This window comes from Mucilaginibacter endophyticus (assembly GCF_003351025.1).
In the GTDB taxonomy this organism is placed as follows: domain Bacteria; phylum Bacteroidota; class Bacteroidia; order Sphingobacteriales; family Sphingobacteriaceae; genus Mucilaginibacter; species Mucilaginibacter endophyticus.
In genome coordinates, this window is record NZ_QPCG01000004.1 from 93041 (window position 1) to 107145 (window position 14105).

The 14105-nt window shown below is 41.9% G+C and carries 12 protein-coding genes, 1 tRNA gene and 1 riboswitch; of the genes, 3 read left to right on the top strand and 10 right to left on the bottom strand.

Annotated elements, in window-relative coordinates:
* Positions 1-178 precede the first annotated feature (178 nt).
* From DUL71_RS32010 to DUL71_RS17270, 4 genes are all read right to left on the bottom strand, one after another.
* On the bottom strand, positions 179-343 hold the full coding sequence (locus tag DUL71_RS32010; protein WP_154402418.1) for a hypothetical protein: 165 nt from the start codon (positions 341-343) through the stop codon (positions 179-181).
* Between the two features lie 40 nt (positions 344-383).
* Entirely contained in the window at positions 384-512 is a 129-nt protein-coding gene (locus DUL71_RS32685) for a hypothetical protein (protein ID WP_279629797.1), read from the bottom strand.
* Positions 513-554: 42 nt separating this feature from the next.
* The gene (locus DUL71_RS32015; protein ID WP_154402419.1) at positions 555-731 is read right to left on the bottom strand and encodes a hypothetical protein; all 177 of its coding nucleotides are present in this window, start codon (positions 729-731) and stop codon (positions 555-557) included.
* A 199-nt stretch (positions 732-930) separates the two neighbouring features.
* On the bottom strand, positions 931-2142 hold the full coding sequence (locus DUL71_RS17270; RefSeq protein ID WP_208645590.1) for an MFS transporter: 1212 nt from the start codon (positions 2140-2142) through the stop codon (positions 931-933).
* Positions 2143-2838: 696 nt separating this feature from the next.
* Here DUL71_RS17270 and DUL71_RS17275 point away from each other — a divergent pair.
* Positions 2839-3087, top strand: a complete 249-nt coding sequence (locus DUL71_RS17275; protein WP_114939294.1) for a hypothetical protein — start codon at positions 2839-2841, stop codon at positions 3085-3087.
* A gap of 61 nt (positions 3088-3148) precedes the next feature.
* On the opposite strand, the gene DUL71_RS17280 is transcribed toward DUL71_RS17275, so the two are convergent.
* The 4 genes from DUL71_RS17280 to DUL71_RS17295 are packed head-to-tail and all read right to left on the bottom strand — an operon-like array spanning position 3149 to position 8460.
* On the bottom strand, positions 3149-4264 hold the full coding sequence (locus DUL71_RS17280) for a DUF5074 domain-containing protein (protein ID WP_114939295.1): 1116 nt from the start codon (positions 4262-4264) through the stop codon (positions 3149-3151).
* 45 nt (positions 4265-4309) lie between these two features.
* Complete coding sequence (locus DUL71_RS17285) at positions 4310-5197, bottom strand: cell surface protein (RefSeq protein WP_114939296.1); 888 nt, start codon at positions 5195-5197, stop codon at positions 4310-4312.
* Positions 5198-5230: 33 nt separating this feature from the next.
* Positions 5231-6373 carry a YncE family protein gene (locus DUL71_RS17290; RefSeq protein ID WP_114939297.1) on the bottom strand — a complete coding sequence of 381 codons (1143 nt, stop codon included), beginning with the start codon at positions 6371-6373 and terminating at the stop codon, positions 5231-5233.
* A gap of 2 nt (positions 6374-6375) precedes the next feature.
* Entirely contained in the window at positions 6376-8460 is a 2085-nt protein-coding gene (locus DUL71_RS17295) for a TonB-dependent receptor plug domain-containing protein (protein WP_114939298.1), read from the bottom strand.
* Positions 8461-8563: 103 nt separating this feature from the next.
* Positions 8564-8763, bottom strand: a riboswitch (cobalamin riboswitch).
* A 122-nt stretch (positions 8764-8885) separates the two neighbouring features.
* Here DUL71_RS17295 and DUL71_RS17300 point away from each other — a divergent pair.
* On the top strand, positions 8886-10400 hold the full coding sequence (locus DUL71_RS17300) for a cryptochrome/photolyase family protein (RefSeq protein ID WP_114939299.1): 1515 nt from the start codon (positions 8886-8888) through the stop codon (positions 10398-10400).
* A 79-nt stretch (positions 10401-10479) separates the two neighbouring features.
* Positions 10480-10553 (top strand) — tRNA-Ala (locus tag DUL71_RS17305).
* 357 nt (positions 10554-10910) lie between these two features.
* On the opposite strand, the gene DUL71_RS17310 is transcribed toward DUL71_RS17305, so the two are convergent.
* Together DUL71_RS17310 and DUL71_RS17315 are read right to left on the bottom strand one after the other, a co-directional pair.
* The gene (locus DUL71_RS17310) at positions 10911-12932 is read right to left on the bottom strand and encodes a hypothetical protein (RefSeq protein ID WP_114939300.1); all 2022 of its coding nucleotides are present in this window, start codon (positions 12930-12932) and stop codon (positions 10911-10913) included.
* Entirely contained in the window at positions 12929-14104 is a 1176-nt protein-coding gene (locus DUL71_RS17315) for a S8 family peptidase (RefSeq protein ID WP_114939301.1), read from the bottom strand. Before DUL71_RS17315 ends, DUL71_RS17310 begins: the two co-directional genes overlap by 4 nt.
* Position 14105: the final 1 nt, after the last annotated feature.

The following is a 14105-nucleotide window of genomic DNA, read 5'->3' on the forward strand; positions in this document are numbered from 1 at the left end:
AGTCATTTCCTTTAAGTGATGCAAATATTAACATATTGTTATTTAATAACATATAAACTTAACACAACATTAAACAGGCATCAGGCACACCGCAAAAAAATAGAGCCCTGCTTATTACAGGGCTCTACGTTTTCATAGGAGATGTTAGTACTCGATAGGTAGATATGATATATGTTGATCAAGCGGCAGACAGCGTTTGCTGTGCTGCTACCTGCTTGCTGTTGCTCATGAATTGGGTTTTAGCCCTATAGTTTTTTAAATCTTCCCTTAACAGCTCCAATAATTCGGCGTCAAAGCGTGCAAGTAATTTAGATATTGCGGGTGTTGGTTTATATGCTTTCATAGGTAGATGTTTTTGTAGGTAGTGTAGGGTTTTGTTTAGCTTAAGCGGCCGGTGTTAAATATGGTGTTTTAGCTTTTATAGCTTTCAGATCGCTCATGATGATATTTTTAAGCTCGTTATCAAAACTTGTAATCAGTTTGGTGGTTGATGTTTGTTTTTGCGTTTTCATGTTGTAGGCTTTTGATGTTTTTAATATTTTAATGTCTTCGTTTTAGTCCTTCTTTTCTTCGTCTTCGTTCCCGGTAAGGTTGTCGTGGCGGCGTTTAGCTTCTTTGTATTGCCTCAACATCTGTTCCTCGTCGCGCGGGTCTGAAGTCTTGGTCGGCTCTACAGGATTCTCCCACTCTTTCTCTTCTTCAGGCTTAACCGCTTTGTCTTTTGCTTTCATAACAGCTGCGTTTGATCAGTACTTCTCCAAATCAATGCCAAACTTTTGTCAAGCGGCATAAAAAGTCATTAAAACCTCAGATTTATTTTACATTAAAATGTAAATGCCTGAAATTCAAGACTAATTTTTTAGAATTTTTTTGACATTTTCTGGTCGATTCGATCAAAAGCGTATTTGAAAACCCATAAACAGGTATGCGTTAGCGAACATCAGTTACATCAGCGGACGGTTTCCTGTAGTTTAACAAATGCACTATGATCACTATTACCGATAGTATTGCACCTATGGCGCACACGCCGTTCCAGGCATAGTTTTTCCAAACCAGGCTGGCGAAAAATGTGCCTAAGGCCCCGCCTATAAAATAAGACACCATGTACACTGTATTGATCCGGTTGCGGGCTTCGGGAATTAACGCAAAAATGATAGACTGGTTGGAGATATGCGTAGCCTGCACGCCCATATCCAACAGGATAACCCCGATAATAAGGCCTACTATACTATGGCTTGAAAAATAGAACACAATAAATGAGATCAGGATAAGAGCCAATGTATAGATAGACAATTTATAAGCATCCATTTTATCGCTCAACCTTCCCATAAAACCAACGGCCACCGCTCCAAAGGCCCCCACAAGGCCAAACATCCCTGCTGCCGCGCTCCCTTCATTAAACTGCGGCTCTTTTAATAAGAATACCAGCGTTGTCCAAAAAGCGCTGAAGCAGGCAAAGCATAAAGCGCCTCTAAAGGCGGCAAGCCTTAATTTAGGCTGAGTTTTCACTAAATGGATCAATGATTTCATCAACTTGCCGTAATTTCCTTTATAATCGGGTTCCAATTCGGGCAAAAACAAAAATACCATCAGCCAAATAAGTAACATTAAGCCGGCAGCTATATAATACATGCTTCGCCAGCCAAAATGCTCGCCTATAAAACCACTTAATGTACGCGAAAGCAAAATACCTATCAATAAGCCACTCATCACAAAGCCTATCTTTTTTCCCCGTTCGTGCGGTTTAGCCAGATGCGCAGCCATCGGGATCAACAACTGCGGAATTACAGATGATACACCTACCAGGAAACCGGCTATCATAACTATGGTTACCGACGGAGCAAGGGCGCTACCCAATAGAGACAGGATCACCAACACAAAATCTATCAAAATAAGTCGCTTACGCTTAAGCATATCCGCCAGGGGCACTATAAATAATAGTCCCGTGGCATAACCTATCTGTGTAAAAAGCGATATTTGCTGCGCTTTTTTGTCGCTCACACCAAAATCATGCGCCATATCGGCCAGTAAAGGTTGGTTGTAGTATATGTTTGCCACCACTAAACCTGTAGCTATGGTCATGATCCATAAGGTTAATGGTGTAAGGTGCGGATGTTGTTTTTCAGTATGAGTTGAAGACATATTTTAAAGAGCAGTATGTTTTTGCTGCAAAAGTGCCAAAGCATCTTTAAAAAAAAGCCTTTGTAAAGTAATTTTTATAACGCTAATACGTTTAGGACATAAATTGATTTAGCAAACAAAAGTTCTTTAAACGGTTTAAAAAACGAGTTAAATAGAAAAATCTCATTGAATTTTGTTGTTTTTACCAAAAAACAAACCACCAATTAACCTTTAAAGCCTTTTCTTGTCCAGTTTTTGATTTTAAAGCCACTTTAAACCTTAATTTTAATTTAAAAATTACTTAAAATTAATTTTTTGTAAACTTTAAAAGCAAAAACGTCAATTTTTTATTTGAAAAAACAACAGTAAGTAATTATTAAAAATGATTTTCAAAAAATTAGTAAATTTTTAATGATTTATTCCTATTTTTGACAATAAGATATCGGACAAGAAAGTAATTGATTAAACTTACAAAAAAATTACAAAAAATATTTTCCGAATATCAAAACTTAGTGTTACTTTTACACCGTGTTAAAGATAACACCACATAAAATAGTCTTCTCATAATTTAGGTTTATAATTGGTTAGTAAAGGCCCCTGCCCATCAGGGGCTTTACTTTTTTATAAGCTTTTCATTTAATCACCCTCAAATATTCTTTTCATTTAAAACGCATTGTATATTTATACAACTAAACCATTTTAAATACAAACTCACCTATGTCGTCCCCCAAAAACAAATACTGTATCATTAAAACTATAAAACATGCATTTTCAAACAAGGTTGATGTCACCACCGACTACGGCATGGATATTAACTTCAGCCAGGAGTTTGAAACGGTTACAAAATTCACATCCGTAGTAGATGCGTTAAATTATATGTCGGGCCAGGGATGGGAACTTGTTAATACTGTATCTTCAGGTAACATACTGGAGCTGCACCATATCATGAAGAAGCACGCAGAATAAACAATAAAACAGGAAAGCTTAGGTAGTGACCTAAGCTTTCCTGTTTTGTAAATTTTCAATATCAATGAAATACCGGTATTGCCGGGAAGTAATAACCTGAATAACTCAGATCGCCCACCTGTGTTCCGTTCAAATCGTAAAAATACAGGTCGTTGATGCCATAATTTACGCCGAAACCTGATTTCACCGTAGTAACCGCCAGTTGATTGGTTTGCGGCACGTACCCTATTCCAGATCCGTACAACTCTTTACCCGTTGGTATGGTAATAAAGGGGGCAGAAAGTGAAGCCGCATTACCATCTATATACCTGTAAATGGTAGTTGCACCACTAAACGTGCCGTTGTTAGCTATGTAAACTGTGTTGTTTTGCGTTGATGCAGTAATAGAGCCCGGATGCCATGCAAACCAGGTACTGTTTGCCGTAAAGGGCAAGGTAATGGTTGTTACCGCTAAAGTAGCAGGATTGATCTTGATTAATGAAGTACCTCCCGCGGCCCATACCGAACCATCCGGAGTTTTGGTAAATGCTACTACCATGCCCGATATAGTTTTAGCAACCGAATAATCGCCTGCGTTAAGTACCACTACCCCCTTGCTCTGCGACAGTACAAAAATATAGTTACCAGCTTTGATCATATCGCCAACGCTGCCGGTTACGCTGGTTAACTTGGCGCCGGTTGTATAGTTAGTTAAATCGAACGGATAGATACCACTTGCCGAACTCAATAAGCCCTTAGTTGCATCTATACCAACAAAAGCCTGCCAATTGTTACCGCCAACCGCTACAATACGACCAAGCTCTTTAAGCGAGTAAGGATCAGCAACAACAACCGGTCCGCCAACTTTTGACACCAGGAACAGCTTGTTGTTGAATATGGTTCCATACTCTAAGGTTGAAGTAGCCGGATCAAGCGTTTTGCCCGGATTTTCTTTAGTGAAGATGCTATCCTGTTTGGTATTAGTAGCAAAGCTGTAAAAACTTACGCTCCCAGTTCCGTGACCATACCAGCCCTCATTAATTAAAAAGAAGCCGTTATCATATTTACCTAAAGACTGGGTTTTGAGCGGTTTGCTATTATTATTTGCCCCTAACCCATCTTTTTTACATGACGAAGCCACTAAAACCAGTAACGAAAATACTATCGCGCCAAGCTTAGTTGTAATTGTTTTTTTCATAATAATGATGATTTTTTATATAGTTGTTTGATTGTGTGTAGTAGATTATTTGAGCAGGCTGAGATCGGCGGCGCCGGTAAATTCGGTAGACTGTTCGCCCAACCAGCCCATATTGGCCAGGATACCCGTTTGAACCTTGATAAAGTCTATCCCCTTCAGATTTACCTTATTGCCTTTATCATCCATAGCACTGCTGATGTCAATTTTATCGCCACCGCCTGTGTTATCGGCGTAGCCATAATCAAACGACGCGCTGGTGATGTAAGTTGGATCATCCATGTTGATATTACTTGACGGTATCAGGCTTCCTGTTAAAGTATAAGTATTGGTTTTAAGACCAATAGGATAATAAGCCTGCGAGTGGAACATGTTAGTCTGGATTACGCCGGTATTACCCTTATTATCTTTCCATGGCACACTGCAGGTATCGCATGCCGGGCGGGTGTATGTTACCGAATAATCGCGGGTATAACCATCCTTATAAAAGGCGCTGCCTTTGATCTCGTACCAGGTGTCATCAGGCAAACCGTTGCCATTTTTATCCTGCATCACCCATATCACCCCCGGCTCAGCAAACTGGGCGAAGGCATTGCCGTATACTATAAAATCTGTTTTTCCATCGGCATTTAATACGGTATGATCAAAGCCCACTACAATATAGCCGCCCCAGCCACCAAGGCTCACCAACCCCTGATCTGTTTTAAGCGTGCCTTTTGCAGCAGTAGTATCACCCAAGCCAGTATTGGTAAATTGCCCAGGTGCCGGATTAAAATCAAACAGCTTGGTTACGTATGCATTGCTCGAGGCTGTTGTGGGGCGAATGGGCGCTTCCTGCGGGCCCACCTCGGCAACTTTATCCTTTTTACAGGATGCCCAGGCAAATGCGCACAGTACAACTAATAGTAATAACGGTTTAAGTTGTTGTTTTTTCATAAAGATTTGTTTGTATTTGAAATTTGAATTGGATTAGTAAATAAAGGCCATGTGAGCTGGGATATCGCCTGCCTGAACCTGCCATTTCATGCGGCCATTTTTGTCGAAACAATAAAGTGTGCCCGAGGCCACGTAGTTACCGGCATCGGTCACAAAAACATCTTTGGTGACAGGGTTAACAGCTATGCCATAAGGAACTACTATTTTTTTTTCGGTACCATCGGTAATAAATTTGCTACTCAGCACGGTTTCGTCCTTCACGTTGAGCATGGTGTAGCTAATGGTGTTTTTTTGCTGCGGATAGCTCCATTCGGTGCTGTAGATATAGGCCGTATCATCATCTATCCAAAGATTGCTTGCAGCTATATCGAATGTTTTTTTGATAGCGTCGGTTTTGGTATCGATAACAAATAATTTAGAAGGGATAGAATAGTAATCGCCGCGGGAGGTAACATAGATATCACCGTATCTATCGGCCTTTAACCTATCCAGATTGATAGCCACATCTATCCGCTTAAGTTCCGTAAACGATGCAAGGTCAATCACCGAAACTGTACGCTCATAATCGGGCGGACTGTAACCACCCGAGTTTGCTATGTACAGCTTTTCGCCAACAATAGCCATTTCTTCAGGCTGGCGACCAACGGTAACTTTACGCTCAATCTGCAGACTGGCGGTATCAATTTCGGCAACTATACCATTTGGCGCTTTGGGATCACCAACCTTGCCGAGATATGCGCTAACATATGCCTTATTCTTATGAAAGGTTACGTAGCGGCAATTGGTAATATCTATCTGGGCCAGTTTTTTTGCCGTTTTAACATCCAATACTTCTACCTTATTGGAGATGTTAACAACGACATACATTTTTGAGCCATAAATACCGATGTCGTTACCAACGTCGCCCAAACCTTTGGTGACCGATGGATTGGCCTCGTTATAAATATTACGCTTGTAAACGCCGGTACGGAAGTCCACGAAATCCAGCGAAGCCTTATTCATGTTCATATTCCCTTCGTTAAGCAGGTACATGCCTTTAATGGTGCTTGATGGATCGGGTGCAAAGATGGTTTCAACCTGTTCGGGTATTACTTGCGGCGCCTTGCGGCATGATGCCACAAGCAATACCATAAACAGGGCAACGGGTAGATATAGGGCTATTTTCAGTTTTTTCATGGTTAGATATTGTAGCTTATTTTGAAGCGGTAAAAACGACGGGGCATCGGAAAATTGGAAATGATTTCCCTATCCTGGTTAAGCAGATTATTTACCTCAATGCCGAACCTTATCTTATGCTGATATATTTTGGTGAGATAGCCTGCCGACAGATCATGGGTATACCAGGGCGCTACGGTGTTGTACCCGTGATTGGTATCGTCACTCAATTCATTATACCTAAGCCCCGTATAGATATAGCTGTAATTGAATTGAAACCGGCGGTAATCGGCCCCCAAAGTAAACGAACCGCTGTGCATAGGTACATATGGGATATTATAATGGTAGGTAATGCCGCCATCTTTATAAAATGCCTGCTGGTAAGTGTAATTAAGACAGGTCGTTATAACCAATTCATCAGCAACATTCCACGCGGATTGCACATTAATTTCCGCTCCTTTTATATGCACATCTCCAACGTTGTACATCACCCATCTGAATAAATTAAGGCCCGGGATTGCTACAATTTTATCCTTTACCTGGTTATAATAAACGTCGGCCTGTATCGAGAATGATTGCAACACCTGTTTTCTAAACTGATGATTATAGGTAAAGCCAACATCGTATTGTTTAGCATATTCCGGTCTAAGCTGAGTGTTGCCAATCAGTGTATAATACAAGTCATTGAAGGTTGGCAGCCGAAAAATATTTTTGTAAAAAGCGCGAAGCATCAGATCACCATTATTCGACACTTGCCACCCAGCCGTTAGCGTCGGAGTATAAGCAGTTTTACGCCCGGCACCGGTATATTCCTTCACCTTGTCATTAACAAAAGTGCCCAGTAAAGACGCTTGCAGGTTAAGTCGACCTAACTTGAGCCGGGAAGCCAATGAAACCAGCTCGGTATAGCGGGTTGGATATGGGAAACGATATAGATTAGCGTCGAGGTTATTCAATTGAAAATCGGCAGAGAGCGCCACATCCCAAACCGGCAAAATGCGGTATCGATTTGCGATAGAGGTATAAAACTCGTGCTGATAAAAACGATTATCCAGGAAGCCTGTGGTGGTTACAAACTCAGGATCAAGATAACGCTCATAATTATCACTGTACTTAGCTATCGCTTTAAAGCTATAGCGGTTACCAGCATTACTTTCATAATTGGCCTGGATAAATTGGTCGCGATCCCATTGCCTTTGCGAATAATTAAATTTATTGGCTACGATGGCTCCCGGCAACCCACGGTCTGAGATGTAGCTGTATCCTTTAATAGTCCATATAGCGCTATCAGCCACGCTTCCTCTAAGCCCGACCTCCATCCGGTAAGCTTCAATATCGCCGTTATTGCGTACCGCGGTTGTATCATACACACCATTAGTATACCTAAATTTATAGCGACCATTTGATTGGATATATTCGGCACTAACGGTACTGCTTATTTTATCGCTTAACTTCTGCTGCCAGAGTATTGATGGGTTCACTAACCCCATCGAGCCGGTTTTATAATTAAGGCGAATGTGTGTATGTTCGCCCGGCTCAAATTTAGGTTTGGCCGATTGAAGATATATAGTGCTTGCTGCCGAAAATGATTTGGCAGATTGAAAGATCTCGCTTCGCTGGCCATTATAAAGATCAATCTCTTCAATGTTATCTAACGAGAACCGGCCAAGATCAACCTGCCCGTTTTGCGCGTTGCCCAACTGTACACCATCATAAAATACAGCAACATGATTGGTGCCCAAACTGCGCACGTTGATAGTTTTTAAACCGCCAACTCCACCATAATCTTTCAACTGAACGCCAGTAAAAAAGCGCAGGGCATCAGCCACCGAAAAACTGTTGAGGCGCTGTAATTGCTCGCCTTTCAATATTTGTACCGGTGTTGGCGAGGTATTGCGAAGATCCGTTTTGGCAGCACGAATATCTACCTGATTAAGATGCGTGATCCTGGTAGAATCTGTTTGGGTAGTATCTTTCTTACGAACCGGAGATTGCGCTGAAACCTGTAAGCAACAGCAAGCAGTTGCTATCCAGAAGGAAACAAGCCACAGAAAACCTTTAATACAGCCATTACGCGTTGCGAACGTATGGCGCACAGTTAATTTCATGAGTGTTGTGGGTTAAAAAAACCTCACAGCAAACAGAACGAATTACAAAAAATGAAATACACGAAAGGTATCCTCATTCCAGCTTCAATCCCCGAAAGCTATGAATTAATATGTGCTGGTGGCAGGTCTTCTGACTTACTCCCCCCGGCCCTGTCTTCCCGCCAGTCAAACGACTAACAGTGACAATAAGAATGGGCTTCGGCGTTATGGAGCTTACAGCTGCGGGACAGTCCCGGATTTACACCGGGTTCCCTTTTAATCACGGGCGTTAATTATCCGTGAACCAAAAGCGAGGCAAATTTATGTATTAAAAGTTTAATTAATCAAGTGATAGTTTGTAAAACAAATAATACATCGCTAATGAGGTAGATAAAACTGAGACGAGGAAACTTCAAACATAGTTAATCATATTTTATTGTTTATGTATGAAACATGACAGCGCGACACTTATTTTCCCGCATCAGCTATTTAAACACCATCCATCGGTAAAGCAATCCCGTAAGGTTTATCTTATAGAAGAAACGTTATTTTTTAACCAATACAATTTCAATAAAAAGAAACTGGTATTGCACCGGGCCTCGATGAAGTTTTATGCCCATCACTTATCCACCCATAAAATAGAAGTAGACTATATAGCTGCTAAAGACCCCAATTCAGACGTACAACAATTGGTAGCAATGTTAGCAAAACAAGGTATCAAACATATTTACTACACGGATACTGTCGATAACTGGTTAGAAAAAAGACTGACACACAATGCTGAAAAACACCAAATACAACTCAACAAGCATCGTAGCCCTAATTTTCTTAACAATATTGAAGAAGTGGCCGATTTCTTCGACAAAAAGAAAACTTATTTTCAAACCGACTTTTATATAGATCAGCGCAAACAACGCAATATTTTACTTGAACGCGATGGAAAGCCCATCGGTGGCAAATGGACTTATGATAGTGAAAACCGCCTTAAATTCCCTAAGAACGCGGTTGTACCTTTGCTAAACGTTCCGAAGAAAAACGTGTATCTGCAAGAAGCGCAGTCTTACGTAGATAAACATTTTGCCAATAATTACGGCAATACCGCATCTCCGTTTGGTAACCTGGGTGGCTTTTATCCAACTACATATGACGAAGCAGAACACTGGCTCGAAGATTTTCTGAAGCAACGCCTTCATGATTTTGGTATTTATGAAGATGCCATGGTTGCCAATGAAAGCTTTCTATATCATTCGGTATTGACTCCCATGCTCAATATCGGATTGATTAATCCACAGCAGATAATTGATAAAGCGCTGGATGTAGCTACAAACTCAGAAATTCCACTAAACTCGTTAGAAGGTTTTATACGACAGATCATGGGCTGGCGCGAGTTTATCCACATTGTTTATGAACGTGAAGGCGTAACGCAACGAACGAAAAATTACTGGGGTTTTAAACGCCGGATACCCGCATCTTTTTGGAAAGGCAATACAGGTATAACCCCGGTTGATGTTGTAATAAAAAAAGTTTTAGCCACCGGCTATACGCATCATATTGAGCGCTTAATGGTTATGGGCAACTTTTTCTTACTGTGCGAATTTCATCCCGATGACGTTTACCAATGGTTTATGGAAATGTATGTAGATGCTTACGACTGGGTAATGGTACCCAACACTTACGGCATGACCCAATTTGCCGATGGCGGCCTAATGATGACCAAACCCTACATAAGTGGCAGCAACTATCTATTAAAAATGGGCGATTGGGCAAAAGGCCCGTGGCAGGAAACCTGGGATGGCCTATTCTGGCGATTTATGCATGTGCACCGAAATTTCTTTTTACAAAATCCGCGTTTAGGTATGCTGGTAAAAACATTCGACAAAATGCCCGCAGAAAAGCAAAACATGCATTTAAGTAATGCCGAAAAGTTTCTGCAGCAGCTTGACAAACAAGATCACAGATGATCAGTTACATACCCCATTCATTTTTTCCAAAAATATATTTTAAATGTTTGCAACTTATGATATATTTGCGACCCGATACGGGGGATTAGCTCAGCTGGCTAGAGCGCTTGCATGGCATGCAAGAGGTCATCGGTTCGACTCCGATATTCTCCACTTATGATAATCAAGGCTTTACGAAACAACGTAAAGCCTTCTTTTTTCCAGGTAACACAGCAGGTAACCCGATATCCTGTTATACATACCAATCAAGTTCATTTCTTGGCCAACTTAAGAGCATAAAGTTGAATTTCTTTCGTTCACTGAATTGTCTAAAAAATCATTTTCGAATTTGATTGGCATAAAATCGCCAGATTATATTATCTCGAAATTTCGAGGTGCCGGTTTTGCGGTTCCGCATTTATCGCCAGATTGGGCTTAAAGTACAAAATTGACTAAAAATAGCAAACCGACCACGAACATCAGCGTCACCCGTAATGACGGAGCAAACCCGTGACCGGTCTTTTCAACTAATTATTTCTTAGCGGTTGTAAAAGGAGCATTATGTAATGTAAACAAAGGGATATCGATCAGGACGCTGAAATTGAACACACTCTTTGAAGTTACCGGCACAAAAGTGTTATCTGATTTGCTGTAAAACAATTTAGGAGTCTGCCGCCACCCGCCACCAATGGTTAGTGGAGTTTTGGGCAGCTGTAAAAACAATTGCGCGGAAGGTGAAAATGCGCTTTCCAGCCGCACTTCCTGTTTCAGCTGATCCGTAGCCGAACTTTGCAGGTTATAAGATACAAAGGAGCCAATATCAATCACAGAAGCAAATAACGTTACCGGTATCCCCCAAGACCTGGCCGAACCAAAATTGAAAGAAAAACCAATCGGCGCATATACGCCGTGCGCATAGGCATCTTTAAAAAACGGTTTATTGCTATCCCAGGCATAACCTACATAAGCGTTTACAGAGATATTGAAAGCAGACTTCTGTTTGATAGTATAACTACCTACCGGCAAAGCTACAGCCTCCACTGCGGACTTCACTTCTGCCGGTGTTTTCGCTTCCACAACATTCGAGGCAAACGAAGCGTATTTCATGAAATTCGTACAAAAGTTCGCGATATCCGGGTCGTTGCCACCTTGTTCTTTCAAGAAGTCTGCCAGTATTGTGAGTGTACCCATTACGGCCGCATTGTAGTTTTTTGAAAAAATATTATTGCTGATCTGTAGTGCCTGGTCTGTATAGGCAAAGTAAATGTCTACCTGCGCGGCTATCTTCAAACGATTATCAACGACCGATACATTTCGTAACGTTGCCAACAACTGACTGAAAGAAGCGGTCAGAGCTGTATAATCCGGGCTTAGGTCTGCTTTTGCGGCCAGCTTATCCGCTTTAAGCTGATCATAGGCTCGCTGCAGATCCACAGCCTGGTCATGGCAGTTGCGGATATAGTTCCAGACTCCATCAACATGAAGCTTATCAATCATACTGGTGACAGCCACATTGGCCCCATTCACGTAAAATACGAGCCCACTGCCTTTGTTAGCATTACGCACCTGTTGATAGATCAAGCCGAGATAAAGGTTACGCAGTTGCTGATCATCAATCATCGCATTAAATTCTGCAGCACTGATGTAGTTTTTGCCGGTCTCGTTGCTCTCCAGGCTCATATTCACAAGGTCAACCAACTGCAACATATTATGAATATTGGCATTGTCATTCGGGTCGGCCACCGTATAGCCCAATAAAAAATCAGGACTGATGACAGAGTGCAAGATTTCAGGTACTTTTTTATTATTGATCACCCCATCTGCAACCCCGCAGGCCGACAACAATAATCTTCCGTCATTACTTGCAAAAAATGTCCTGATCTTACCAATCCTACTCTTACACTCTTTGCAATAATCCGTTTCTTTATTATCACTGGCATAGCAATCAGCATCCGCAAGATTTTTAAGTTTAATGATATCCGCCGGCAATTGGTTAATGTCTTGATTGAATGCTTCCTTCAATGTATTTAATAAGTTAGCGTACTCCCAGGAATTATAATTACTAAGAAAAATATTGGTATGTGGGAATAAGGTTGCAAACTCCGGATAATCATCAAGAAAATCTTTCAAACGAATAAAAAAAGCTTCGTTCACCTCCGCCTTAGCCCGTTCGATCAGGAACTGGGCTATACCATTGAAAATATTGGCTCCGTTAAAAGAACCGATGGCTGAAACCACGGTACTAATTTGGGTCGCATCGCCGCCAGCGGCAGGAAAATAATCGCACAAAAAATCATTGGTTGCACCAGCAGGGCAAATGTTCCGATAGATTAATTTGTCTGTCGCAGCCAATGTGTCGGTCGTCCGATCGTAGCTATAGTTTTTCAGGATTTCATAAACCTGCGGCATTTTAGCCTGATCAAAGGAAAAGCTACCGTTGCCATTATCTTTCAGAAACTTCCGCAGCTTCACGGCATCATAATAAGAGTTTTGCGCCAGTGCGCCAAAGGACGTCAACAAAGCAAAAAGCAATAGGGGCAGGATTCGTTTCATGCTATGGTTTTTAGGATTTTTAATAATTGATAAGGAGATAGCACGCCATAGCCTTCCGTATCTGAAAAAGGCGTTAAAGCGGCAATCTGCTGGGTGCATTGCCCCGTTTTCAGAGCAGCCAGCACTTGATTATAGGTTGGTACCCGATTCAGCGCTGAACTTATAAGTGCCATGACGCCGCTTGCAAACGCGGTTGCCGCGCTACTCATGTTATAACGCGCAGATCCGTTATCCGAACAGCTAAGGATATTTACCCCCGGACACAAAAATTTCAGCTTGGAATTAACATTATTGTTTATGTCAACTATGCGCGCATTTGCTGCCGTCAAGCCATAGGAACCTACAGAAAAGCAACCGTTAAAACTTGCCGGGTAGGAAATCGAAGGGTCTCCATTATCACCTGCCGCAGCAACAAACAAAATAGGGTTATCCACATGCTTCGCCAGCAAAGCATCAATAGCTCCCAACGCCTGGAGTGGCCGATAGTATTCTATGCTCATAGAAATGATCTGAGCACCTAACGCAATAGCCTCGTTCATGGCCGGCAAGATATCGCCCGCGTTAAATCCGGCATCCCCAGCTTTAATCACAATCAGCTCACAATCCGGCGCGATGCCGAACACAGCCGAAGCCCCACTCGCTCCGATCAATCCGGCACTTTTCGTTCCATGTCGGTTCGGGCTGATATCCGAGAAATTAGCAGGATCTGGCCCGATTGTGCTGACTGACTTAGCACTTATACGCCCTTGCAGATCATTCGCCGAGTGATTGACCCCCATGTCAATAACAGCCACTTTCACCCCTTTACCCCTGGTACCAAAATCCTTCCAAAATTTCCAGATCTCCTGATCCGCAAAACCCCAGTTTACATGCCAATTTTGATAAATGGGCGTTCCCTGATGCAAGTTTTTAAATGTATCATCGGCCACAAAAAGCTTCACCTTTTGATTAAAATCATAAAGTGCTACTCCCTCACTGGCTACTACCCGATTGAATAAGTCAGGATGCCACTGATCAGATTTTCCTCCTTTGGGGATATCTCCGGTAACCGTTTGCGGATCGAGGTATAAGATCTCACCCTGGCTAACTTGCCCGATAAAATTAGCATCATTAGCCACCGACGCGCTATTCCGGATATTAAGTACCGGTTTGGTTACGATATATTCTTTCATA